18 protein-coding genes are annotated in these 24,764 nt (G+C 43.5%); 14 read left to right on the forward strand and 4 right to left on the reverse strand.

Annotated elements, in window-relative coordinates; translation table 11 throughout:
- Window positions 1-36: 36 nt before the first annotated feature.
- From HMPREF2626_RS09625 to HMPREF2626_RS09650, 6 genes are all read left to right on the forward strand, one after another.
- Window positions 37-813: a (S)-acetoin forming diacetyl reductase gene (locus HMPREF2626_RS09625; protein ID WP_070620688.1), complete on the forward strand. Its 777-nt coding sequence runs from the start codon at window positions 37-39 to the stop codon at window positions 811-813.
- Window positions 814-1,041: 228 nt separating this feature from the next.
- Window positions 1,042-1,893 (forward strand): BglG family transcription antiterminator LicT, encoded by an 852-nt coding sequence (licT, locus tag HMPREF2626_RS09630; protein WP_070620689.1) that lies wholly within the window; start codon window positions 1,042-1,044, stop codon window positions 1,891-1,893.
- A gap of 14 nt (window positions 1,894-1,907) precedes the next feature.
- The gene (locus HMPREF2626_RS09635; protein WP_070620692.1) at window positions 1,908-3,758 is read left to right on the forward strand and encodes a beta-glucoside-specific PTS transporter subunit IIABC; all 1,851 of its coding nucleotides are present in this window, start codon (window positions 1,908-1,910) and stop codon (window positions 3,756-3,758) included.
- 18 nt (window positions 3,759-3,776) lie between these two features.
- Window positions 3,777-5,198 carry a glycoside hydrolase family 1 protein gene (locus tag HMPREF2626_RS09640; RefSeq protein WP_070620698.1) on the forward strand — a complete coding sequence of 474 codons (1,422 nt, stop codon included), beginning with the start codon at window positions 3,777-3,779 and terminating at the stop codon, window positions 5,196-5,198.
- Window positions 5,199-5,210: 12 nt separating this feature from the next.
- Window positions 5,211-6,047 (forward strand): Cof-type HAD-IIB family hydrolase, encoded by an 837-nt coding sequence (locus HMPREF2626_RS09645; protein WP_070620701.1) that lies wholly within the window; start codon window positions 5,211-5,213, stop codon window positions 6,045-6,047.
- 15 nt (window positions 6,048-6,062) lie between these two features.
- Window positions 6,063-7,520, forward strand: a complete 1,458-nt coding sequence (locus HMPREF2626_RS09650; RefSeq protein ID WP_070620706.1) for a 6-phospho-beta-glucosidase — start codon at window positions 6,063-6,065, stop codon at window positions 7,518-7,520.
- Window positions 7,521-7,590: 70 nt separating this feature from the next.
- On the opposite strand, the gene HMPREF2626_RS09655 is transcribed toward HMPREF2626_RS09650, so the two are convergent.
- Complete coding sequence (locus tag HMPREF2626_RS09655; protein ID WP_070620709.1) at window positions 7,591-7,890, reverse strand: putative quinol monooxygenase; 300 nt, start codon at window positions 7,888-7,890, stop codon at window positions 7,591-7,593.
- A gap of 124 nt (window positions 7,891-8,014) precedes the next feature.
- Here HMPREF2626_RS09655 and HMPREF2626_RS09660 point away from each other — a divergent pair, with 124 nt between their 5' ends.
- Window positions 8,015-8,494, forward strand: a complete 480-nt coding sequence (locus tag HMPREF2626_RS09660) for a GNAT family N-acetyltransferase (RefSeq protein WP_070620711.1) — start codon at window positions 8,015-8,017, stop codon at window positions 8,492-8,494.
- Between the two features lie 117 nt (window positions 8,495-8,611).
- Here the strand turns inward: HMPREF2626_RS09660 and HMPREF2626_RS09665 are convergent, their stop codons facing one another.
- The gene (locus HMPREF2626_RS09665; protein WP_070620714.1) at window positions 8,612-11,353 is read right to left on the reverse strand and encodes a LamG-like jellyroll fold domain-containing protein; all 2,742 of its coding nucleotides are present in this window, start codon (window positions 11,351-11,353) and stop codon (window positions 8,612-8,614) included.
- 205 nt (window positions 11,354-11,558) lie between these two features.
- Here HMPREF2626_RS09665 and HMPREF2626_RS09670 point away from each other — a divergent pair, with 205 nt between their 5' ends.
- The 5 genes from HMPREF2626_RS09670 to HMPREF2626_RS09690 all read left to right on the forward strand — a co-directional run bounded on the left by HMPREF2626_RS09670 (window position 11,559) and on the right by HMPREF2626_RS09690 (window position 19,625).
- Window positions 11,559-13,172 (forward strand): N-6 DNA methylase, encoded by a 1,614-nt coding sequence (locus HMPREF2626_RS09670; protein WP_070620717.1) that lies wholly within the window; start codon window positions 11,559-11,561, stop codon window positions 13,170-13,172.
- 4 nt (window positions 13,173-13,176) lie between these two features.
- Window positions 13,177-13,692: a hypothetical protein gene (locus HMPREF2626_RS09675; protein WP_070620720.1), complete on the forward strand. Its 516-nt coding sequence runs from the start codon at window positions 13,177-13,179 to the stop codon at window positions 13,690-13,692.
- 88 nt (window positions 13,693-13,780) lie between these two features.
- On the forward strand, window positions 13,781-15,283 hold the full coding sequence (locus HMPREF2626_RS09680) for a type I restriction-modification system subunit M (RefSeq protein ID WP_070620723.1): 1,503 nt from the start codon (window positions 13,781-13,783) through the stop codon (window positions 15,281-15,283).
- Between the two features lie 10 nt (window positions 15,284-15,293).
- Entirely contained in the window at window positions 15,294-16,505 is a 1,212-nt protein-coding gene (locus tag HMPREF2626_RS09685; RefSeq protein WP_246818956.1) for a restriction endonuclease subunit S, read from the forward strand.
- 12 nt (window positions 16,506-16,517) lie between these two features.
- Entirely contained in the window at window positions 16,518-19,625 is a 3,108-nt protein-coding gene (locus HMPREF2626_RS09690) for a type I restriction endonuclease subunit R (RefSeq protein WP_070620729.1), read from the forward strand.
- Between the two features lie 75 nt (window positions 19,626-19,700).
- Here HMPREF2626_RS09690 and HMPREF2626_RS10045 read toward each other — a convergent pair whose 3' ends face one another.
- Together HMPREF2626_RS10045 and HMPREF2626_RS09695 are read right to left on the reverse strand one after the other, a co-directional pair.
- Window positions 19,701-20,015: a hypothetical protein gene (locus HMPREF2626_RS10045; protein ID WP_141744625.1), complete on the reverse strand. Its 315-nt coding sequence runs from the start codon at window positions 20,013-20,015 to the stop codon at window positions 19,701-19,703.
- Window positions 20,016-20,024: 9 nt separating this feature from the next.
- Window positions 20,025-21,458 carry a retron Ec67 family RNA-directed DNA polymerase/endonuclease gene (locus HMPREF2626_RS09695; protein ID WP_070620730.1) on the reverse strand — a complete coding sequence of 478 codons (1,434 nt, stop codon included), beginning with the start codon at window positions 21,456-21,458 and terminating at the stop codon, window positions 20,025-20,027.
- 435 nt (window positions 21,459-21,893) lie between these two features.
- Between HMPREF2626_RS09695 and HMPREF2626_RS09700 the strand changes: the two genes are divergently transcribed.
- Entirely contained in the window at window positions 21,894-22,820 is a 927-nt protein-coding gene (locus HMPREF2626_RS09700; protein WP_070620733.1) for a ZinT/AdcA family metal-binding protein, read from the forward strand.
- A 359-nt stretch (window positions 22,821-23,179) separates the two neighbouring features.
- Window positions 23,180-24,034 (forward strand): MetQ/NlpA family ABC transporter substrate-binding protein, encoded by an 855-nt coding sequence (locus HMPREF2626_RS09705; protein WP_070620735.1) that lies wholly within the window; start codon window positions 23,180-23,182, stop codon window positions 24,032-24,034.
- The last annotated feature ends 730 nt before the right edge of the window (window positions 24,035-24,764 follow it).

Here is a 24,764-nt window from a genome sequence, read left to right on the forward strand (position 1 = left end):
AATTTATTTATAATAATAAAAAAAGGAGATTTTAATATGGCAGAAGAAAAAGTTGCATTAGTTACTGGTGCTGCTCAAGGGATTGGGAAGGCCATCGCTGAACGTTTGTCCGAAGATGGCTTTGCAGTCGCTGTAGCTGATTTGAACGAAGAGGAAGCCAAGAAAGTGGCTGCTAGCTTGGAAGAAAAGGGGAAGAAGGCTATCGCCGTTAAGGTAGATGTTTCTGATCGCGACCAAGTCTTTGCGGCTGTAGAACAAGCAGCAGAAGCTTTTGGGCGTTTCGATGTGATCGTGAACAATGCAGGCCTTGGCCCAACTACACCAATCGAAACCATCACCCCTGAACAATTCGAACAGGTCTACAAGATCAACGTCGGTGGGGTTTATTGGGGGACCCAAGCTGCGGTTGAGCAGTTCGACAAGTTCGGCAATGGCGGTAAGATCATTAACGCGACCTCACAAACTGGGGTAGTCGGCAATCCGAACTTAGCCCTCTATGCGGGAACTAAGTTTGCTGTCCGCGGCATTACCCAAACCACAGCTCGCGACTTAGCAGAGAAGAACATTACAGTTAACTGCTACGCGCCAGGGATCGTGAAGACCCCAATGATGTTCGACATCGCCCACCAAGTTGGCAAGAATGCTGGCAAGGATGATGACTGGGGCATGCAACAATTCGCCAAGGACATCACACTCGGTCGCCTGTCGGAACCTGAAGATGTGGCTGCGGCTGTTTCCTTCTTGGCTGGCCCAGACTCCAACTACATCACCGGCCAAACCTTGATCGTTGATGGCGGGATGCAGTTCCAATAAGAGAGTGAGTTAAAAGTCGTTGATTTCAGATAGGAATAGGAGCTAAACTTCTATTCCTATTTCTTTCTATAAAAGCGCTTGCAAAACAAGAGCAGATTTGCTATAGTAAGAGATAGATATGGATTGTGACTGTTCAATCAGGCAAGACCTAAGTAAAGGTGTAGGGCTAGGCAGACTAGCTTTAGACTTTTATTTAGGTCTTTTCTTTTTGGCGAGAGGGGTGAGATTTTGGAAGTTAAGAAGGTTTTTAATAATAATGTTGTGATGTCTATGAATGAGAAGAATGAAGAGATTATAGCCATGGGCAAGGGAATTGGCTTTAACAAACGAGTGGGGGATGACCTTGAACTAGAAAAGGTTGAGAAGGTCTTTGTCATGGACTCAAGTAAGAAGAGTGATTATGAAATCTACCATAAGATTGACCCTGTGATTGTCGAAATAGCGACAGATATTATCAAATATGCCCAAGGTGTTCTAGGAAGTCGGTTAAATAATAATATTTATTTGACCCTGCCAGACCACTTGGACTTTGCTATTAACCGGATACAAAAAGGCCTGGAAGTCACTTCTCCTCTCTATTGGGAGGTTAAGAATTTTTACACCGTCGAATTTATGATCGGCGAGAAGGCCCTGGAATTGATTTATCAACGATTAGAACTAGCCCTTCCTGAGCATGAAGCAGCGGCTATTGCTCTTCATATCATCAATGCCAAAGTAGATAGTCCAGGGATGGATCAAACCATTGAAGTCATTGAGATGGTTCAAGATATCTTAGATATTGTGTCTTACTTCTATGGGATTCAGTTAGATAGTTCGTCCTTCCACTACAGTCGTTTTGTCACCCACCTGCGCTATCTAGTGATTCGTTTATATGACCACAAAACAGTGGGAAATCATTCAGATAGTGATGATTTCCTTTATGGGCAGATGGTCAAGAAGTATCCGAGAGTGCGCGCCTGCGTCGAAAAAGTAGCTGCATATATTGAGCAGAAACTTGAGGTGACGATTGGTCAGGAAGAGAAATTATATTTGATGATCCATATTCAACGCGTGATAAGTCAGTTAGAAAATGAGGAATAAAGGAGTTGGAAAAGATGTCAAACCATGATTTAGCCCAGGCCATTATGGAAAATGTGGGTGGGGAAGAAAATGTGCGAAGCTTGGTCCATTGTGCGACCCGCTTACGCTTTAAGTTGAAAGATAGTTCGAAGGCCAACCGTGAGGCCTTGGATAATATTCCAGAAGTTCTCTCTGTTGTGGAACAGGGTGGGCAATTTCAAGTAGTCATTGGGAATAAGGTATCTAAGGTCTATCAAGCGATTATGGATAATTATCCCATCCGTTCAGGTAATGATCAGACTGTCAGTGAAGAGAGCACGAAAGAGGAAAAGGATGCTTGGAACAAGATATTTGAATATATTTCAGGCACCTTTTCCCCGCTCATACCAGCTATGACAGGGGCAGGGATGATTAAGGCCTTACTGGCAATTGTTTCGATTTTCTCTTTAATGGATACAGAGGGGGCTACTTATGCTGTTCTTAATGCAGCAAGTTCTGGTTTCTTTACCCTCTTACCGATTTTTGTTGGGATCACAGCGGCTAAGCAGTTGAATGCTAATCCTTTTGTAGGCGGTGCTATTGCCGCGGCCTTACTCGATCCAAGCTATACCGCTTTACTAGATGTTCAAGAAGGACTCCACTTTATGGGCCTACCCTTAGTGGTGACGGACTATGCCTCAACCGTCTTCCCAATTCTTCTAGCCATGGCTCTCTATGCCCCCTTAGAACGCTTTTTGAAGAAACACACGCCAGATACGATTTCCTTGTTCTTTGTTCCTATGATGGGAATTTTAATTATGGTGCCACTAACGGTGCTTGCCTTCGGACCCTTTGCCCAATATGCTAGTGGTTTAGTTGGGCAAGGGATTAATGCTCTGGTTAATTTCTCAGGGATCCTTGGGGGCTTCCTAATTAGTGGGATTTGGCCCTTCTTAGTGATTCTTGGCGTCCATTGGGGGGTAGTCCCTTTGATGATTGAAAACTTTGCCAAAGGTGGAGATATTATCAATCCTATCACAGCGGCTGCTACTTTTGCCCAAACAGGCATTGCCTTTGGTATCTTCCTAAGGAGTCGGCAGAATAAGCAATTAAAGTCACTAGCCCTTTCGGCAACAACTTCAGGACTTTTAGCAGGTGTAACAGAACCAATTCTTTATGGCTTAATCTTGAGATATCGCCGTCTTATTCCACTCATGGTGGTCGCTTCAATGATTGGTGGAGCAATTGTCGGTGTCTTTGATGTTCGTTTGTTTAGTTTTGCTTTTAACAGTGTCTTAACTATTCCTAGCTATTCTCCTATGCTCGGTTACAGTATTGGCGTGGGAACTTCCTTCGTTATTGCCACGGTTCTTGCCTTTATTTTTGGGGCAGGAGATAATAAGGTTGAGGCTAAGGAGGAGACAGGTAATGAAAGCAAATCAGCACTTGATACGGAACTCAAGATTGAAATCGCAGGACCACTTAAGGGGGAAGTGATCCCACTGAGCCAAGTGAATGACAGTGTCTTCTCGAGTGGTGCGATGGGTAAGGGCCTCGCTATTAAACCAAGTGAAGGTAAGGTCTATGCACCTTTCGATGGCAAGGTTGTCTCCCTCTTCCCAACTCACCACGCGATTGGCCTAGTGAGCACAGATGGGGTTGAATTATTGATCCATGTCGGCTTAGACACGGTCCAATTAGATGGGCTTTACTTCGATACTAAGGTTGCTGTTGACCAAGAATTTAAAGCAGGTGATTTATTGCTAAGTTTTGACCAGGATAAGATTGCTGAAGCAGGTTATGATACAGTAACCCCAGTGATCGTCACGAATTCAGCAGATTATATGGATGTTTTTGTTGAAGAAGGTCCAGTTGATCAATCGAGTCGAGTTATGACACTTGTGTAGATAGAAAGGATGGATAAGATGTCAGTATTTCCAGAGAATTTTTTATGGGGTGGCGCAACGGCTGCCAATCAATTCGAAGGAGCTTATAATGTTGATGGTAAGGGATTGAGTGTTCAAGATGTTACGCCAGACGGTGGTTTTGGCCGGGTGACTGAAGAACCCACTCCAGATAATCTCAAGTTAGAAGGCATTGACTTCTACCATCGCTACAAGGAAGATATTGCCTTGTTCGCGGAGATGGGCTTTAAGGTCTTTCGTTTGTCCATTGCTTGGTCCCGTATCTTTCCTAAGGGTGATGAGACAGAACCTAATGAGGCAGGCTTGCAATTCTATGATGATGTCTTCGATGAACTCGCTAAATATGGTATTGAACCTTTAGTTACTCTCTCTCACTATGAGACCCCGCTCCATCTCGCCCGAGAATATAATGGTTGGGCCAATCGAAAGTTGATCGATTTCTATGCTCGCTATGTACGCACAGTCTTTACACGTTATAAAGATAAGGTGAAGTATTGGTTAACCTTCAATGAAATTAACTCCCTTTTTAGCCTGCCTTTCATCAGTGGAGGGATTGCCACGCCTAAAGAAGAACTCAGCGAGTCTGACCTCTACCAAGCAGCCCACCATGAACTCGTGGCTTCTGCTTTAGCAACGAAGATTGGGCATGAAATCAACCCTGACTTCCAGATTGGCTGCATGGTTCTTGCTATGCCAGCCTATCCTATGACGGCGCACCCGCTCGACCAATTAGCAGCCCGTGACTATGAGAACCACAACTATCTCTTCTCTGATATTCACGTGCGTGGGGAATACCCAGGTTATGCCAAGCGTTACTTCAGAGAGCATGGGATTGAGATTGAATTTGCCGATGGGGATGCAGACTTATTGAAGGAACATACAGTAGACTTTATCTCCTTCTCTTATTATATGAGTGTCGCCGCTGCCCATAATCCTGAAGCCTATTCATCCGGTAAGGGGAATATTCTAGGCGGTCTATCGAATCCTTATCTTGAAGCCAGTGAATGGGGCTGGCAGATCGATCCGGTCGGTCTAAGACTCGTCCTCAATGACTTCTATGACCGCTACCAACTGCCTCTCTTTATTGTTGAAAATGGCTTGGGTGCTAAAGACCAACTCGTTGACGGTCTAGACGGGCCAACGATTGAAGATGATTACCGGATTGACTATCTCAACCAGCACCTCTACCAGGTGGGGGAAGCCATTAAAGATGGTGTTGACGTGATGGGTTATACCACTTGGGGCTGTATTGATCTCGTTTCGGCATCGACTGCTGAACTATCTAAGCGTTATGGCTTTATCTATGTGGACCGTAATGATGATGGGGAAGGAACGCTAAGCCGTTATAAGAAGCATTCCTTTGACTGGTATAAAGAAGTGATTGAAACAAATGGGGGCAGTCTCCAAGCCCCTGATGCCTAAAGAGGAGGATCTATGCAGACACAATTTGTATTCTTAGATGTGGATGGGACAATTACTAACTACCGCAATGAAATTCCAGAATCGGCTATTCAAGCTATTCGTCAAGCCCGAGCTAATGGGCACAAGGTCTTGCCCGTTACAGGCCGGAGCAAGGCAGAGATGTACCAAGAAATTTTAGATATTGGCTTTGATGGTTATATTGGTGGTAACGGTTCTTATATTGAATATGAGGATGAAGTCCTTTACGAAGAAGTGCTTTCGACAGAAGATAGCCAGGCGATCGTTGATTGGTTGGATGACAAAGGCCTAGCCTATTACCTGGAATCTAATAATGGTCTCTTCGCCAGTCCCAATTTTGAAGAGCGCGGTCGGTCGACCATGCAGGAATATGCAGCCTATAAGGGCCAACCTCATCCTGAAGATATGGATGTGAGGAAGTCATTCCCTGAAATGATTTTCGGAGGGGATCTCAAACGAACAGATTTGAATAAAGTCTCCTTTATCCTAGAATCCTATGACGACTACCTTGAAGCCAAGGACAAGTTCGCCCATCTGAAAGTTGGAACCTGGGGAGGTAATGGTGAGAAGGCCCTCTTCGGTGATATTGGTGTCGCTAACATCACAAAGGCTGGCGCAATTGGCCGACTCTTAAAACTGGTCAACCATCCTAAAGAAGCTACCCTAGCCATTGGCGATGCCAAAATTGACCTTTCCATGATTGACTACTGCCAAGTTGGCGTCGCGGTTGCCAGTGGAGGTCCTGAAATCAAAGAAGCTGCGGACTATGTGACCGCAGCGGTGGATGATGATGGAATATATAAGGCTTTTCAACATTTTGAGTTGATTTAGGAAAGGAGTAGACGAATGACACAATTTCCGAAAAACTTCCTATGGGGTGGTGCAGTAGCTGCCCACCAATTAGAAGGGGGATGGGATGCTGACGGTAAGGGCCCAAGTGTGGCAGATGTCCTAACAGCAGGAGCCGCTGGACAAGCCCGCGAAATCCATCAAGAGATTGATCCCAATGTCTATTACCCCAATCATGAAGCGGTTGATTTCTACCATCGCTACAAGGAGGACATTGCCTTATTCAAGGAGATGGGCTTGCAAGCATTTAGAACGTCGATTTATTGGTCACGTATCTTTCCTAAAGGGGACGAAGTGGAAGCCAATGAGGAAGGTTTGCAGTTTTATGACGACTTGTTCGATGAACTTATCGCTAATGGTATTGAACCAGTCATTACCTTGACTCACTTTGAGATGCCTCTTCACTTGGCCCAGGAATACGGTGGCTTTAGGAATCGTAAGGTCGTTGACTATTTTGTTCACTTCGCTGAAACTGTTTTTGAACGGTACAAGGATAAAGTCAAGTACTGGATGACTTTTAACGAGATTAACAATATGATGGACTATGAGAATCCAATCTTCTTGTGGACCAATGCGGGGGTGACTGTTGAAGAAGGGGAGGATGCTGAAGAAGTGATGTATACCGCAGCCCACCACCTTCTCTTAGCGAGTGCCCTAGCAGTCGCCAAGGGCAAAGAAATTAATCCTGACTTCAAGATTGGAACCATGATTTCCCATGTGCCAATCTATCCGAAGAATTGCCTACCTGACAATGTGATGCTAGCTGACGAATCCATGCGCCTTCGCTTCTTCTTCCCTGATGTCCAGGTCCGTGGCTATTATCCAAGCTATACCTTGAAGAAATTTGAGCGTGACAATATCTCTGTGCCCATTCAAGCTGGGGATGAAGATATACTCAAGGCAGGGACGGTTGACTATATTGGCTTTAGCTACTACATGTCCAATGCAGTGGATATCGCGTCTGAAGAATCGGATGATGACTACAAGATTCATGGCCAGATTCCATACCAGGTAGAGAACCCTTACCTGGAAGTTAGTGACTGGGGTTGGGCAGTGGATCCGGTAGGTCTGCGCTATACCCTGAACCGCTTATGGGAAAGATACCAGCTCCCCCTCTTTATCGTTGAGAACGGTCTAGGCGCCTATGACGAAATTAGCGAAGACGGCCAGATCCATGACGATTACCGGGTGGATTATTTGAGACAGCATATCGAAGAAATGTCCAAGGCTATTAACTATGACGGTGTCGAGCTCTGGGGCTATACGTCTTGGGGCATTATTGACCTCGTCTCCTTCACTTCCGGCCAGATGTCCAAACGCTACGGCATGATCTATGTTGATCGTGATGATAACGGGTCTGGAAGTCTAGACCGCAAGAAGAAAGATTCCTTCGACTGGTACAAGCAGGTTATTGCAAGTAATGGGGAAGACCTGTCTTGGGAGAGTCGAAAATAAAGTTAAAAACTGTAAATAATTCTCAAACAAAAAGCAAGCTACCTTCTTTTGTAGCTTGCTTTTCTTTCTACTATTTTTCTCCTTCCGGCAAATACCGGTCCACCTTCATCCGCAGTTTATATTTATCGCGGAGTTCGGCAATCTCTCCCATCATGGGCGACTTATGGTGGGCGTCGAGGGCGGACTGGTCAGTCCAGGTGTCGATTAAGAGGATGCTCTTGGGGTCTTCTAGGGGGACGAAGTAGTCATAGCGCAGGTTGCCGGGCTGCTGGCGGATGCGGTCGACGACGCCACGATCCATCATGTCTTGGGCGAACTTTCGCGCATTGTCGCCCTGGCCGCTGTAGATGATATTGATAACGAGTGTCATAGTATTCCCTCCTGTATGTTCAGTTGTTCACTTACTTCCATTCTAGCATTTCTGTGCTTGAACTCACAAGCTCCAAGCCTTTGTGCTATACTAGTTAAATCTTAAGGAAAAAGGGGATGCTCTCATGAAATTTAGGCCCATCCAAGCCAAGGACGATAGCCAGCTGGCTGGTCTTATTCGTTCGACTCTAGAAACTTTTCATTTGGACCTGCCGGGGACAGTTTACTATGATCCGGAATTAGACCATCTGAGCGATTTTTACCAAGCCAAGCCCCAAGAGCGGGCTTATTATGTGGCCGTGGACGACCAGGACCGGGTCCTAGGTGGGGTTGGCTATGCAGAATGTGGGATTTTTGACCACTGTGCGGAATTGCAGAAGCTCTACTTGGCTCCCCAGAGTCAAGGGCAGGGCCTAGGTCGTATGCTGATGGAATTAGTGATAGACAAGACCAAGGAAGCTGGCTATCAAAAGCTCTACCTAGAGACCCATTCGAACTTGGCGACCGCCATTATCCTCTACCAGAAGTACGGCTTCAGGGAAATTTCTCGTCCTGAGAACTTGATCCATACCACTATGGACCGCTTTTTCTTGAAGGACTTGTAGGGCATTTTTATTTATACTTCAACGATTAAAAGCAGCAGATAGCTTAGGCGCGTATCTGCTGCTTTTTACTAAAGATTTGCTTTTCACTAGCACCATTAAAGTGAGAGCGGTAAGATTCTATTTACGCTTCTTAAAGCTAAAGGCAGAACCCAGAGCGACTAAACTCAAGCCAAAGCCGAGTACACCTGCACTAGCACCCGTTTGGGGTAGGCTGGAAGCTGTCTTCTTAGAAGCAAGTGAGCGTGAGCTTTCTTTAGCCTTGGCTGGGTCTTTAGCACGGGTCACTTGCTCGCTAGCGGTTTGACGACTTGCTACTGTTGGCTTCGTCTGCTCAGCTTGACCTGCACCGGTTTCTGAGCGAGTCGTTTGACCACTAGCCTGGTCAGTTGCTGGGCTTCCTGTCTGACCAGGATCAACTTGGCTAGCCGCTTGTCCTTGCTCTGGCTTGCGGTTAGCCTGATCGCCAGTGGTGGTTGGAGTCGCTGGGCCTTCATTTTGTCCAGGCTTAACACCTGCCCCAGGTTTAGTGCTGGTCCCTGGTTTGACCTCTGAACCAGGCTTGCTTCCTGGTTGATCTGGCTTGGCTGGACCTGTCGTCGTTCCAGTTCCTGTTGTACCGCCAGTCCCTGTTCCGGGAGTTTCTGGCTTGGCTGCACGGGCTGTTAACCAATCCTTAGCTTGGAGAGGGCGGTCCACTAAACGTGTTTCCCCGATCCAGCCGATGAAGCCGTGCTCGCCCTGGCCGCCGTAGAAGGACCCGCCCAGGCGCCATGGTTGGCCCTTGTCGTCAGCTAGGCCGACCGTGTCTGTGGCATTGCGGAGGACAGGGACGCCGTTGACATACATGGTCAGGGTCTTGGTTTCAGGGTCGTTGACCGCGGCCAGGTGGTACCAGTCGCTCAGGTCCACAATTTCACCTGACCAGGCTGAGCCTTCAGTTGCTTCCGGAGTCTGTTGATCGACGAAGGAGAATTGGACTTCGCTCAGGTTAGAGAAGTCCCAAGCGAATGGTGGTTCCTCGCCCTCAGTTCCCACATAGCCGGGGATATTTTGACGTTGGCCTTCGCGGACGAGCCACTGCATCCAGTTGTTGACGCCATCTGGATTGTAGTTAGGATCAAATTTGATGAAGGTTTCGAAGGTATAACCATTCTCAAAGTTTTCCAGATTGATTGGAGCCCCGTCCTTGGTGCGGAAGTAGGAGGCCCGGTGCTGTGGATTGTCAGCCGTTGGGCGGCTGCCATTCTCGAAGCGGATCGATCCCGCATTCGAGGATAGGGGGTGGTGGTCCTTGGACCAGGTCACGTCTTCCAGGACAGCGCCCCCGAGATTGCCTTCATTGAGGGGCGCCCGGTAGAAGTTGTTGGCCGGGTTCGTGATGTCGACTAAGGCGTCGCCAACATTAACGACTATGCCGTCTTCGCCGGAAATCCGCCAGTGGGCCACGGTGCCTTCAACGACAGGGTAGTCATCCTCTGAACTTGGCTCTTCTTGTTCAACAGGCTGAGGGGCCTGGTAGTTTTCACTGTAATAGGTACGCAGCTGGCTGGAATAGGAGGGGTCATCAGGCTGTCCGACTACTAAGTTAGGGAAGCGGCCCTTGAAGTCGAAGTCGAAAGTGAAGCTGGCCCCGTCGTCGGTCAGGAAGACTTGGTCATAGCCGTTCCGGGTCTCCTCAGCCTTGGTCGGTACCCAGGGAGAGAAGGTCGTCTGATGGATCTTGCCATTGGTCAGGTCGAACTCGGTCAGGGCCATGTAGCCGTTCCCGCCCATATAGGCCATCTGTTGGTCGGTCAGGATTTGATAGACGGGATTACCGAAGTTATTGGTTCGCTTGACGCGGGACGCCCCGTGGTGGTGGCCATTGTAGGTCAGGAAGACCTGGTCATTAGGAGCAATGAGCCGGTCCCAGACCACTTCACCGAATGGGGTCTTCAGGGTCTGTGAGGTCACCGTATCGTTGTTGATCAACTGGTGGGAAACCAGGATGGTTGGCGTGTTTGGATTTTCTTTCAAAACCGCTTCTGCCCAGTCTAATTCTGCTCCTTCAGCTCCCCAGGATAGACCGAGGACGAGGAAGTCTTGGCCGTCCACATTGAAGATATGGTATTCATGGGCATCGTTGGGGCCTCGGCCTTGGAAGGTGGCGTTCTTTTGCGCCCGTTCGCCGGGGAAGACGTCGGTATAGTAGCCATAGTAAGGACTCTGGCCATTCTCTAAGGCCTGGCCGCCGATATCGTGGTTGCCGGCAATGATCAGGTAAGGTTCCTGGTTGGCTTCGAGGATACCCATGGCCTCGCTAGCGACCTGCCACTGGGCGGGCTTATTGGCCTGGTCGACCACATCCCCCACGTGGAGAGTCATGGCAATCCCATAGTCATCCGCATGGTCCGCAATCCACTGGGTCTGGGTCGCAAAAGGTTCCGACCCATAAGCCGCATTGAATTGGTCACCCTCGGCCTCTGTCGTATAGCGGGCGTAGAACTGGGTATCCGGCAAGATCGCTATCGAAAAACGTGAACCGGGCTTTTGCCCCGCCTCAACGGTTGTCGGGATCTCAGTCTCCTTAACCGGCGTCACCACCTGCTCGAAAGTCGGATCCTGGTCCACAATCTGTTCCCTGGAGTCCGTTGCCGAAGAGATATTCTCCTGGGTCTTGAGCGGCGCTTCCTGGGCGATCTGGTCCGAGACCTTAAGCGTATTCTGTTTATCCTGGTCAGTCGCCGCCCGTTCAACCGTCCGGGGTTGGATTGTTTCCGTGTGCTCTGCAGCTGCAACCGACACCTGGCCCGCACTCACAAAGGCACAGACCACAGCCGATGAGAACAAGAGGTGCTTACCAACAGTTAACTTCTTCATATATTAAACCCTCCATATCATTAATCTACTACTACCCTCAATTATAGCGAGCGGATGTTTAGATTATGTAAAAGTCTTGTGTGGCTTGTGTAAAGGGGGGGCTTATTTTGTATAACATTAACTTCCAAAAATAACTTGAAAAAGTTAATGTTAACCGATATAACAAAATAAAAGTTAAAGTTATACAATAAAGAGGAGGCCTACTATGCTGACAAAGGAACAAGAAAGAAGATATTTTGAATACTGCAATTTGTATAGAGAAGAAGAGCAGTTTGATATCTACGCATTTGCCTATACCCATTATCAAATGACTTCTCAAAATTTAACTGCTCAACAAATCCTCGAAGAAACTAAGAAAAATGAACCTTTGATTTATAGATTATTATCTGAGCTAGAGCCAGAAAGCTATGAAAAAAACTACGATAAGGTTAAAGAACAGTACAGTTTAAGTGACCTTCAATCTTTCTTAATTGAAGGGGAGGAAATTTTTCAGACGAACAGACGGGCTATCTATCATAAAACCCCTGACAATCTGATTAAGTTAATCCAGCATTTGGTCTCTGATAGCTCTAGAAGAGATATCGCAGATTTCACAAGTGGCAGAGGAAATTCGATATTACGCTTAGGAAACAAAGGCTTTGAAAGTTTAACATTGGTAGAGCGGGAGGAAAAAAACGCAGCGATTTCAGCAATGAAATTAAAAGTGATTTACCCTGATCGTATGAACGATATAGAAATACAAGTTAATGATTTAAATAACTATAGTGAGGTATATGGCGAAAAGAAATTTGATCTAATTTTCTCCCATTGCCCTTGGGGAGATAGGACTTCTAATCAGTCAGAATGGCGTTTTATTGAACTGGCGATGAATCACCTTAAAGAAACTGGTCAGGCTTTCTTGTGCGTACCTTGCGGCATTGAACACCGTAAAGCTTTTGAAGAGTTAAAAGAGAGATTTATTGAAAAAGGCTTCATTCATCGTGTGATCCAGTTACCTGAGCGTTATTATTCTTACACTGCTATTCCATCTTTATTATTAGAATTAAGTTTTGGAAACCAGAGTATAGACTTTATTGATGCAAGTCAAATGCATATAGAAGGTCGTAATGGCTATTATTTCTCAGACCAAGATATTCAAACGATTATTGATCCTGAATTTTCGAAGCATAAAGAGGTTCCCTGCCAAGAAGTCTTGGAGACTGGTCGTTTGTTGCCGTCATATTATCTATTAACTCCTATCGAAGATGCTAGACCACTAGGTGAGTTAGCGGATGTTTTAAGGGGCAGCGATTTAAAGAAAAAGGATCTTGAAGATTTAAAAACAGATGAATTAACTTCCTTTCAATTGATTCGAAGTAGCGGCCTTAATAATGGTTTAGTAGCAGAAGTTACCTCATTAACTGATCTTCCTGAGTCCCCAGTCCTACTGGAAGATAAAGACGTGTTGATTACACGAGTTAGTTCAAGTTTAGGGATAGCTATTTATCAGGCTGAAGAGGGCGTCCAAAGTATTGTTGATCAGAGCCTCTTAGTCATTCGGGCTAGGCAGCAGTCTTTGAATCCCTACTATCTAATAGCTTACTTACAAAGTGAGCTTGGCCAGGAACAGTTACAGGCAGTTTATAGTTCAGGAGCGATTAAACAAGCAAGTGTTAAATCTTTGAGAGAACTTCCTGTCCCAAAAGCTACAATACAAGAACAGGAGCATTGGGGGAGACTTATCGAAAGGAAATTAGAACAAATTAGCCAAAAAATCTTGGAATTAGAACTAGCTTTGGAGGATTACTGCGAAGAAAGTAATCGTCTGTTTAAGGAGTGATAGGATGTCAATGGTTAGAGGAATGGAAGAGCTAGAACAACTTGAAAGAGAAATTCAGGGATTCCTTCATATACAGTTATTGAAGTTTAACCGGCTTGGCCAATTAGACAATTTTCTTACTTCTATTGGCTTCAGAAGCTCCTTAAGAGATAGACCCATACAAAAGCAATCGAAAATTCTTGTTATTGGTCAATCTAATGTAAAAAAACAACATCTCCTTAAGCTAGCGGAAATGTCAGGTTATGATCCAAGTTGCTTTGAATTTATCATTACTTATAAAGATATCGAACGTTTCGATTTTTCGGTTTTGCGTCAGAATAAGAGTTATGTCTATATCTTGGTCGGCCCCATGGCACATAAGCAAAAAGGGTTAATTAAGGCGGGGAGCATGATTAGTGAAATGGAAGGCGATCCCGACTTTCCGCCTCTTCTCCGTTTAGTGAATTCAAGACACAATTTAGAGATTACAAAGACCAGCTTTCGAAACGCTCTAGAAAGACTAGATTTAGAATTTATTTAACTTTTCTCCTTCTTTAAGAGAAGAAGCAATGAACTTTGTTATAATGTAAGATAAGTTAAGAAAAGATCGTAAGGAAAGTGTGGATTATATGGCAGATAAAGTAAGTGGCGCGAATCTAGGTTTTGAAAAACAAATCTTTGATGCAGCGGATAAGTTAAGAGGAAACATCGATGCAGCAGAGTACAAGAATGTGGTTCTAGGGCTAATTTTCTTAAAATATATTTCAGATAGTTTTGAAGAAAAATATCAGGAATTAGTCGCTGAAGGTGACGGTTTTGAAGAAGACCGCGATGAATATCTTGCAGAGAATATTTTCTTTGTTCCTAAAGAAGCACGTTGGTCTTATGTGGTCCAACAAGCGATGACGCCTGAGATTGGGCAAGTAATTGACCAAGCCATGGTTGCGATTGAGGAAGAAAATGATCGTCTAAAAGGAGTATTACCCAAAAATTACGCCAGACCTGAATTAGACAAACGTCGCTTAGGAGAAGTTGTTGATCTCTTCAACAATCTAAAATTAAAGGAACATGGAGATGCCAAGGATATTCTCGGCCGGACTTACGAATATGCTCTGTCTCAATTTGCTTCACAAGAAGGAAAGAAAGCTGGGGAATTCTATACGCCTACAAGTATTGTTCAGACTCTTGTTGAGATACTAGAACCCTATGAAGGTCGTGTTTATGACCCATGCTGCGGGGCTGGTGGTATGTTCGTCCAATCAGCCAAATTTATTGAAAAACACCAAGGTCGGGTGAATGAACTATCTATCTATGGTCAAGAATCGAATGCCAATACCTGGAAATTAGCTCAGATGAACTTAGCCATTCATGGACTCGAAGGTGACTTAGGACAGGGGCCTGCCGATACCTTCTTCAACGACCAACATCCAACTATGCGTGCTGACTATGTTTTAGCTAATCCACCCTTTAACCTTAAAGTCTGGGGTGGCGATAAGCTAACTGAAGATGTTCGTTGGAAGTATGGCGTACCACCTGAAGGTAATGCAAACTATGCTTGGATGCAGCATATGATCTATCATTTGGCGCCGAAGGGTAAGTTAGGATTGGTCTTGGCCAACGGGGCACTTTCAGCTTCAGGCAAAGAAGGGACGATCCGTGAGAATATCATTAAAGATGATCTAGTAGAATGCATTATTGCCATGCCTGATCGCCTGTTTTATTCAACGGGCATCTCTGTCTCTCTTTGGATCATTAATAAAGATAAGCAAGAGGCGGGTAAGACGCTCTTCTTAGATTGCCGAAACTTTGGGTACATGATCGATCGCGCTCACCGTGATCTTAGTCAGGAAGATATTAATAAAATTTCTCAGACCTACCGTGACTTTACAGAGGGTAAAAATGTCGAAGAAGCAGGATATTCGCATGTAGCTGATTTTGAAGAGCTTGAGAATAATGGTTTTGTACTCACTCCTGGTCGTTATGTTGGTTTGGAGGAAGAAGCCGATGACGGAGAACCCTTTGAAGAAAAGATGGAGCGTCTAGCTGTTGATTTAGGTCAGCTTTTTGAAGAATCTCATCAATTAGAAGATCAAATAATGGAGCTGTTAGGGGAGATTGGATATGATATGTAGCTGGCAAAAAATGAAGTTAGAAGATTTAGGAAAAATTGTAGGCGGAGGTACACCGTCTACTAAAATAGCGAGTTACTACGGGGGTGATATCCCATGGATAACCCCTAAAGATCTTTCTAATAATGAATCGAAATATATTTCTAGAGGGGAAAGAAATATAACTAAAGAGGGTCTTGATAATTCGAGTGCCAAAATTTTACCGAAAGGGACCGTTCTTTTTTCATCCAGAGCGCCTATAGGATATATTGCAATAGCTAGTCAGGAGTTAGCAACTAACCAAGGTTTTAAATCGATAATACCTAATAAGAAGACAACTAGTGATTTTCTGTACTACTTGTTAATTAATAATATTGAAAATATTAAATCACAAGGGAGCGGCAGTACTTTTAGTGAAGTTTCGGGACGCGTTATGAAGAATATTAATGTAACTGTCCCTCCTTTAAAAATCCAAAATAAGATATCTGCAATTCTTAGTAATTTAGATCAAAAAATCGCTACCAACAACAAAATTATCGCTAACCTCGAAGCCCAGGCCCAAGCTATCTTTAAATCTTGGTTTATTGACTTTGAACCTTTTCAAGATGGTGAATTTATTGATAGTGAATTGGGTAGAATTCCTAAAGGTTGGACAGTAGCTAGGATCAAAGATTTGTCAAAATCAGTAGTAACTGGAAAGACACCACCAACTAAAAATAAAAAATTTTATGGAGGATCCTTACCTTTCATAACTATTCCAGATATGCATAATAACACCTATATCGTGACAACAGAGAGATATTTATCAAATGAAGGGGAATTATCACAACCTAATAAGACAATTCCAGCAGATACGATCTGTGTTAGCTGTATAGCTACAGTTGGATTAGTTATTTTAACATCAGAAAACAGTCAGACAAATCAACAGATAAATTCTATTATACCTAATGTAGATTATCTAACATATTATTTATATTTGACTATGAAAAATTCTTATGAATATTTGAATGCAATAGGCTCCGGTGGAAGTACAACGAAGAACATTAATAAGAAATCTTTTGAAAATTTATCAGTGATTTATCCACCTAAATGCTACCTTATTGATTTCCATAATATAATTTATCCTCATTTCAAGATGATAAAATCTCTTGAACAAGAAAACATAACGTTAAGTAAATTACGCGACACCCTCCTCCCCAAACTCATGTCAGGCGAAATTGACGTTTCCCAGATTAGTAAAAACTAAAGGAAGATATATATGAGTGAAATTTATCTAGAAGATGGCTTGGAAAAGTTATTCATCAATTCAATCCAAAATTTAGGCTATCAGTATGTAAACCAACAAGAAATTGTTCGTGATAGTATAAAATCTCCTTTAGCGATTGAATGGCTAAAGGAGTCCTTGCACCGATTGAATCCAAATTTATCTGAAGAAGTTCTTGACCAAGCCCTTCACCAAATTAAACATATTGACGCTGGCCTCTTGGTTAACCGTAATGAGCTTTTCTTCGATTACTTACAAAACGGGATTGAAGTGGCTCACTACCAAGATGATCAGTCTATAACGGATCGTGTTTATCTAATTGATTATGACAATATCGAGAATAATTCTTTTGTTGTGACTAACCAATTGACTTTGGTTGGTAAGGATACCAAGCGTCCAGACATTCTTATTTATGTTAACGGTCTTCCTTTGGCGGTCATTGAATTAAAATCTATGACAGCTCAAACAGCTGATGTGTCTTCAGCCTACCGTCAAATTAAGAATTATCAATATGATATTGAAAAACTATTCGTCTATAACGCTTTTAATATCGTTTCAGATTTTACAACGACCAAGTTAGGGACGATTACTTCCAATGAGGCCTGGTACAAGGAGTGGAAGTCAGTGGACGGCTCTTATGAGTCGACCCGCTATGCGGACTATAAGACCCTATTGACAGGTGTTTTAAACAAGGAACGCTTCTTAGATTTGATTAAGAATTTTATTTTCTTTGAACATAAGGAAGAAGCCACGGTTAAGATCTTAGCTCAATACCATCAATATTTTGCTGTCCATAAGGCGGTTAATTCTACCCTTCAAGCCATTGAATCAGGGGATGGTCGAGGCGGTGTCTTTTGGCATACCCAAGGATCAGGTAAGTCGCTTTCCATGGTCTTCTATACCCATGCCATGATCCAAGCTCTGAATCATCCGACTTTTGTGATTCTGACGGACCGTAATGATCTAGATGACCAGCTCTATGGTCAGTTCGCAAGAGCTCAGGATTTTCTCAGGCAACAACCGATTCAAGCTGATTCGAGGCGACACCTTCATGCTCTGCTGAATGATCGCGCTTCAAATGGGATCTTCTTCTCTACTATGCAGAAATTTGCGGAATCAGAAGAAGCCTTAACTGATCGAAATGATGTGATTGTTATCGCTGATGAAGCCCACCGGTCCCAATACGGTCTGCGTGAGAAGATGACTAAAGACGGGAAGATCCTGTCTGGGATGGCTAGATTAGTTAGAAAATCCTTACCTAATGCCACCTATATTGGTTTTACGGGTACGCCTTTGACTGAAAATGATAAAGATACTCAGGAAATTTTTGGGCACTATATTGATATCTACGATATGAGTCAGGCTGTAGAGGATGGGGCGACGCGACCTGTTTTTTACGAGAATCGAGTGATTAATCTTGGCTTAAATGATGCGATATTGAATGAGATCGACCATAAGTATGAAGAATTATCTGAACAAGCCAATGAGTGGGATATTGAAGCCAGTAAGAACGAACTGAGCCGCTTGGAACAAATTATCGGTTCAGACCAAGCTATTGATACTTTAGTCCATGATATTGTGAACCACTATGAAGAAACTCGAGAAAATCTTTTAACCGGTAAAGCGATGATCGTGGCTTATAACCGCACAATAGCTATGAAAATTTATCAAAAGATTTTAGAGATACGCCCAAATTGGGATGAAAAGGTTCAGGTAGTTATGACAGCTAATAATAATGACCCTGAGGAATGGAAGTCAATTATTGGCTCTAAAGCGGACAAGGAAGAACTTGCTAAACGATTTAAAGATGATAATGATCCCTTCAAGATTGCGATCGTAGTTGATATGTGGTTAACAGGTTTCGATGTGCCTTCATTATCTACCATGTATATTTATAAGCCCATGAAAGGCCATAACCTCATGCAGGCGATTGCTCGGGTAAACCGTGTCTTTAAGGATAAAGAGGGTGGACTGATCGTTGATTATATTGGCATTGCTTCAGCACTTAAAGAAGCAATGAGCGATTACACCAAGGCAGACCAAGAAGTGATTGATAATGCGAATATTCGCGACTCAGCCTATCCAATGTTCCAAGAGAAATTAGAAGTCATTCGTAGTGTTTTCTTCTATAACTTCAATTATTCTCCCATATTCTCAGAACAGATAGAGAATGCTGAACTCGCCGAGCTAATCATCGAAGGACTTAATCATATCTTGACCTTCTCCGAGAAGAAGCAAAATAACTTCAAGAAGGAAGCCTATGCGCTTAAACAAGCTCACACGCTCTGTTCTTCTATCTCAACAAAGCATGAGCAAAGAGAGTCAGCCTACTTTGAAGCCATTCGAACAAGTATGAATCGGATTACTACACCAGGAAAATTGAATAAATCAGATATTAATAAAGAGATTTCTGGTTTATTAGAACAATCGATCCATAGTGAAGGTGTCATTAACCTATTCCAGGACTTTGATAAAGGCTTTAGCTTATTTGATCCACTTTTCCTTGCTAAAATCGAAAAGATGCAGCAACAAAACTTAAGTATTGAATTGCTTAATAAACTCATCCGTGATGAGATCAAAGTGTTTTCTAAAGGAGATATCGTCAAAGGGCAGGAATTCTCAGAACGGTTACGACGTATTATGAAGACTTATCGACAAAGTATGGTTGATAATGCAGAAAGTTTGGATCGCTTTGTGGGATTATATGTAGAAGACTCACAACCATCTTATACAGCAGCATCAGCACGAATCGAATTGATTAAATTAGCCAAAGATATGGTGGAATTGAATAAAGAAAATAAAGAGTCCGGTTTAAGTCCAGATGAACTAGCTTTCTATCATGCCATTAGTAAACCTGAAAATATATCAGATTTCTATACAGATGAAGAATTAATTACTTTCACCCAGGATTTAGCAGAAACTATATCGAATGAAATAACTTCTGACTGGATGATGCGTGAATCAGGACGTGCCAACATGCGCCGAACTGTTAAGCGCTTACTAGCCAAGTATAAGTATCCAAAAGATCAACGGAATAAGGTGATTGAATTAATCGTGAAGCAGGCAGAGAATTTTGATGGGATTGTTGAGAATAACTCTTAAACTTACTATGAATATTAAAAAATCAAGAACCGTATCGACGCTATTATGCAGAATTTATCGATACGGTTCTTGATTTTAATATTGTTCAGAGTTTGAATAATGCTGTTTGATATCATCTAATATTTCAAATAATTCGATAAAGTTGTCGAAATTTATAGTCTCTCTATTTTCTTCTATGGCTTTTGAAAAAGCAGCCTTTCGATTTCTAGAAAAGGATAAACGTTTTTTATCTTCTTCCGTAAATAAATTTTCAATTTCAAAAGCATTAGGATTTTTTTGGGGACTAGGGATGGTTGTCAGATATAGATTTCCGACTAAATGTAAAAAATTATTAGATTGTAATAATTCATAGGGGGGGTGATAATTACCACCCTTGTAAATAGCTTTCAAGAATTTTTTTTAAGGTTTGTTCTTACCATTTTCGTTATCTAAGAGAATAACGACAGGATGATGGTTAAAAGGATGACCGTATTGTCGAAAATAATGATAAAAATGAGGCGATACCGTAGATAATCCTATATCAATTTCGCAGTCTTCTACTATTCCTTTTCCAAACGTTATCTGAGAAGTATATTGGAAAAAGAGCTTAGAAAGCTCATCTCCACCTTCGCCTGTTTTATTATCTTTACTCTTTGAATTCAAAAAATATGTAGTAATTGAATTGTTCTTTTTGAAATGTTTATAATCAAAATTATTGACTACTTCAATACCCCGAGGTAGTAAAGATTTGTATGCTGAGTTAATATATGAAAAATCAGTTTTACCTTCAGTAATTAATAGGGGTATAGCGTTGACGTAGAATGTTTTATAAAATAGAAATTTAGAGAAATCTCTTTCTCGTTTCGAATAACTTCTTAAAGACTTGTTATTTTGTGTAAATTGATTATTTTCTAACTTAAGATTATCAATCCAATTCGAAAAATTAAATCTACCAGTTAGGATCTCTAAGGTTCTTTCATTCTCGTTAATATTATAGATATTATCGCCTATGAAATATTCCCCTTTAGTGTATAAACTGTGGGCCATTGCACGAGTTTTAGAACTATAAGCTCTTGGGACATTTACTATTTCGTTCACAGAGAGTCCAGTAATTGTTTGCCTGTTTTTATAGGTAAGAAAATGTGTCTTATCATGATTAATATCGTGCCCACAAGCTTTGACGATTTGATCTAATTCAATCAAGAATTCACCATATTTATCACTGAAAGTATTATCGTTTGTTGAGAAGGTTAAGTCATCTGCATAGCGGGTATACTTTAATTTATATTTTTGACATAAGGATAATATGCGGCGATCAAGTATTGCAGTAATCATATTTGCAATTGTAGGAGAAGTAGGAGCGCCTTGCGGTAAAACTTTTTTATAGCAGGTTAATTGTGCTAAAACAGTTGCCATCTCTTTAGAAAGTTTGAATCGTTTATCCTTTTCAAAAAAACCTCTTACTCTGCCAAAATGGAAATGATCGAAATAGTCTTCTAAATCTATATTAAGAATATATTTTTTATTTCTATGTTGGGAAGCATTTGTAAAAATATTTTTTTCTCTCACGAAACCATGCGAAATCTGTTTTTCAGGTTCTCTGAAAGCGAAAGCTTCTAAATAGTATTGGTTAAGAAGATCATTTAATTTTCTCTGAACTCGTTTTAAAGAGTCGTTTGGAGCAGCAATTGTTCTTGTCTCACCCCCCCCTTTTTTCTCTAACTTAAAGGTATGATATTGGGTATTAACATTTTGGTCGGGAGAGTAGAGCAAGCGCGTTAAAGTTTGTAATTCAATTTCAAGTAAATTAGCTAATTCGGTTCTTGTTGTAAAATTGTTAATTTGTAAGTTCATATCTAATCCTTAATAAAAATAAGTGCATGATATCTCATTAGAACGATATGTCAAATAGTCGATATTGACGACATGAGTGCACGCAGACTACGCCTGCCTACATCAGCAAAAAGATACGCGAATCACGCACCAAAACAAATTCATATCATGCACTTGAAATATTATAACATAAGTATAAAGTTATAATTTATTAGATTGCAGGTAAACCATCTCATTCAAATTCTAAATATTTTATCCCAAGCAAGCCCTCCACTGTCTTATTTTTTTACTTCAACAAACACTGCCTTCCCATCCGTCCTTGAATGTGTACAGCTTATTGAGTTCCAGTCTCAATTGACTGGGGCTTTTTTTCTTTCTCCAGTTGACAGTCCCTTAAATCTCCATTAAACTATTAATCGTAACGGTTACGATTTAAATAAAAGAAAGAGGGATTTTGTGAAACGAGAATTATTGACGGTGAGCTTATTGAGTGTCTTGGCCTTGGGGGCTTGCCAGACTTCGGAAGCGCCGGCTAAGCAATCGGCAGTTTCTTCTAATCAGACTGAGCAGGCCGCTAGCCATGATCATTCAGGCCATAGCCATGAGGGGCACAAGCATGGAGAGGATGGCCACGATCATGATCACGAAGGTCACGACCATGAATTCGAAGTGACCAAGGAGACCCTGGTCGGCAAGGAGGGAGAAGACTACCTAGTCGCGCACGGTGACCACTACCATAAAGTTCCTGCCGACAAGCTGACTGAAGAGGAGCGGAAGGACTTTGATGCCTATTTAGCCGCTAACCCCAATCTCAAGGCCGATCACGAGAAGGCGCTCCAGGTCCAAGCGGGCTATTTTGATGATGCGGATGTGGCGGACCGGACCCTGGCAGATTGGCAGGGCGACTGGCAGTCGGTGGCCCCCTATTTAGAAGACGGCACTTTGGACCCTGTTATGGAATTGAAGGCGGTCAAGTCCGAGGGCGAGAAGTCGGCGGAAGATTACAAGGCCTATTATCAGAAGGGCTACCAGACCGACCTCAAGGGGATCAAGATTGAGGGCGACCAGATCACTTTTATTAAGAAGGACGGGTCGACCGCAACCGGGACCTACCGGGCAGAAGGGTCTAAAATCTTGGATTATGAGAAGGGTAACCGCGGCGTCCGGCCGCTCTTTACTAAGGTCTCCGGGGATGATGACGCGTATAACTATGTCCAATTCTCCGACCACCACGTTGCGCCGAGTGAAGGGGTCAACCACTTCCATATCTTCGTCGGCAATGACTCCCACGAAGCCCTCTTTGAAGAAATGGACAATTGGCCAACCTTCTACCCTAAGGCATGGACCGGCGACCAGATTCTCGAAGACCAACTCCACCATTAGGAGGGGGGTAAAACCAGCTACGGCTGGTTTTTTCTTTTTTGGGGGATTGATGAATGGTGGGGAACTAGCGAATGAGGCTCTTGTTAGCGAGTTGGCATTCACGAACTGGCGAATGGACCTCCTATTAGCAAGTTGGCACCCAAGAACTTGCTAACCAGCCCCTGGAAGGCAAGTTGCCCAATACCCCCTCAAATCTAATAAGCCTCCTCGTGTGTTAATGAACGGGGAGGCTAATTTTATTAAATTTAGTATCTTTCACAACTGATCCCCACAATCGATCACTCCTGTTCTCTTTTTGAGACTTCCGGCCTGGCGAAATATTTGCTATAGTAGCCTCTACAGAAGGGAAAGGTGATCGTATGAAGCGATTTGGGAAAATTTTTCTAGCATTTTTAGCGCTCTTAGTCTTGGGGGCTTGCGGCAAACAAGAGGAGGCGTCGTCAAAGAACCAGGCAGCTAAGGAAAAGGTGCGTGTGGCGGTGGTCGGTTCGAGCGAGAAGGAGATCTGGGAGTTCGTGGCAGACAAGGCTAAGGCAGAAGGGATCGACCTGGAAGTGACAGAATTAACGGACTACAACCAGCCCAACCAGGCCCTGGCCAATGGCGATGTCGATCTCAACGCCTTCCAGCACTATGCCTTCCTCAAGCAGTGGAATGAGGACCACAAGGAGGACTTGACACCGATTGGGCTGACCTTCATCACGCCCCTCTATATCTTCTCGGACAAGGTGGATGATCTCAAGGATCTTCCAGAAGGCGGCCAGGTCTTGATTCCCCAGGAGACCTCCATCCAGGGTCGGGCGCTCTTAGCCCTACAGACAGCGGGTGTGCTCAAGCTCCGCGATGGTGGGTCAACCCTCTCCCAGGTCAGTGATGTGGTTGAGAATCCTAAGAATATTGAGCTGGTAGAGGTAGAATCTGCCCAGGCGCCCCGTCTGGTCAAGGACGTGGACGCGGCGGTTGTGAACGGGTCCTTCGCTGAGGACGCAGGCATGAAGATTGAGGACAATATCTTCACCGATGCCGACCACCTGGATCAAATTCCTAACGACCGCTATAACTTGATCGTAGCCCGCAAGGAAGACCAGGATAACCCTACGCTTCAGAAAATTGTCCAACTCTACCAGTCCCAAGACGTGGCCGACAAGATGAATGAAGTCAGTCCCGGCCAGTATTATCCGGTTTGGGGGCAAAAGGTAGACTTCATCCCATAAATTTACATAAGATTTACAGGTTTTTAACATGATATCAATAAAGCTTAGCTATAATGTAATTGTCTGTTGGGAAACAGACATGCATAAATTTTCCTTTAAAAGCAATCGAAGCATATACTCATTCGGTAGGCTCAATGTCAGAGCCTTGCTTTCACGCTCCCCACAAGCAAGAAGGCAGATTGCGACATGTCGAGGCCAGCTGTTCAGCTGGTCTTTTTATTGTTCTCTTTAGCCTTTGTGAGTAAAATGGGCTGGATTTGCCTTCAGCGGTTCTGAGAGCAAATAGAAGGTGTGGATTTGCCTTCAGTAGGCCTGAGAGCAGATAGAAGGTGTGGATTTGCCTTCAGTCGGCCTGAGAGCAAATAGCGTTTGTGAATTTGCGCTCGGACGTCTTGTATGCAACTGTCGAATTTCAATTTGCATTCGGAAACTTTGAGCGCAAATAGGAAGATGCTGACTTGCTCCAGTCATCCGAGTCTAATCGCTATGTCTCGCACCCTCCTAGTTGGGTTCGCAAAGGCAGAAAGGACTCCTCTTCGCAAAAATCTGTCGAAGGCCTTCAGCCTTCTCTAGTTTTTTGCTCCAGAAGGTCCCTTTCTCTCGCATCCTCTCACACCCTCCTAGTCGGGTTCGCAAAGGCAGAAAGGGCGTGACTTCAGCAAATGGGAACGATCGGTTTAACCCGATCTTATCCCTTTTGCCTCCAGTCATCCCTTTCTGAACGCCTTTG

Origin of the sequence: Aerococcus sp. HMSC062A02 (assembly GCF_001809535.1) — a bacterium.
GTDB lineage: Bacteria > Bacillota > Bacilli > Lactobacillales > Aerococcaceae > Aerococcus.

What these genes read in the sequence shown, in the direction of transcription:
- HMPREF2626_RS09670 (WP_070620717.1), top strand. Translation starts at nt 11,559, where the DNA reads ATGCTGACAAAGGAACAAGAAAGAAGATATTTTGAATACTGCAATTTG.
- HMPREF2626_RS09685 (WP_246818956.1), top strand. Translation starts at nt 15,294, where the DNA reads ATGAAGTTAGAAGATTTAGGAAAAATTGTAGGCGGAGGTACACCGTCT.
- HMPREF2626_RS09635 (WP_070620692.1), top strand. Translation starts at nt 1,908, where the DNA reads ATGTCAAACCATGATTTAGCCCAGGCCATTATGGAAAATGTGGGTGGG.
- HMPREF2626_RS09645 (WP_070620701.1), top strand. Translation starts at nt 5,211, where the DNA reads ATGCAGACACAATTTGTATTCTTAGATGTGGATGGGACAATTACTAAC.
- HMPREF2626_RS09660 (WP_070620711.1), top strand. Translation starts at nt 8,015, where the DNA reads ATGAAATTTAGGCCCATCCAAGCCAAGGACGATAGCCAGCTGGCTGGT.
- HMPREF2626_RS09675 (WP_070620720.1), top strand. Translation starts at nt 13,177, where the DNA reads ATGTCAATGGTTAGAGGAATGGAAGAGCTAGAACAACTTGAAAGAGAA.
- HMPREF2626_RS09705 (WP_070620735.1), top strand. Translation starts at nt 23,180, where the DNA reads ATGAAGCGATTTGGGAAAATTTTTCTAGCATTTTTAGCGCTCTTAGTC.
- HMPREF2626_RS09655 (WP_070620709.1), bottom strand. Translation starts at nt 7,890, where the DNA reads ATGACACTCGTTATCAATATCATCTACAGCGGCCAGGGCGACAATGCG.
- HMPREF2626_RS09680 (WP_070620723.1), top strand. Translation starts at nt 13,781, where the DNA reads ATGGCAGATAAAGTAAGTGGCGCGAATCTAGGTTTTGAAAAACAAATC.
- HMPREF2626_RS09690 (WP_070620729.1), top strand. Translation starts at nt 16,518, where the DNA reads ATGAGTGAAATTTATCTAGAAGATGGCTTGGAAAAGTTATTCATCAAT.
- HMPREF2626_RS09695 (WP_070620730.1), bottom strand. Translation starts at nt 21,458, where the DNA reads ATGAACTTACAAATTAACAATTTTACAACAAGAACCGAATTAGCTAAT.
- HMPREF2626_RS09625 (WP_070620688.1), top strand. Translation starts at nt 37, where the DNA reads ATGGCAGAAGAAAAAGTTGCATTAGTTACTGGTGCTGCTCAAGGGATT.
- HMPREF2626_RS09640 (WP_070620698.1), top strand. Translation starts at nt 3,777, where the DNA reads ATGTCAGTATTTCCAGAGAATTTTTTATGGGGTGGCGCAACGGCTGCC.
- HMPREF2626_RS09665 (WP_070620714.1), bottom strand. Translation starts at nt 11,353, where the DNA reads ATGAAGAAGTTAACTGTTGGTAAGCACCTCTTGTTCTCATCGGCTGTG.
- HMPREF2626_RS09650 (WP_070620706.1), top strand. Translation starts at nt 6,063, where the DNA reads ATGACACAATTTCCGAAAAACTTCCTATGGGGTGGTGCAGTAGCTGCC.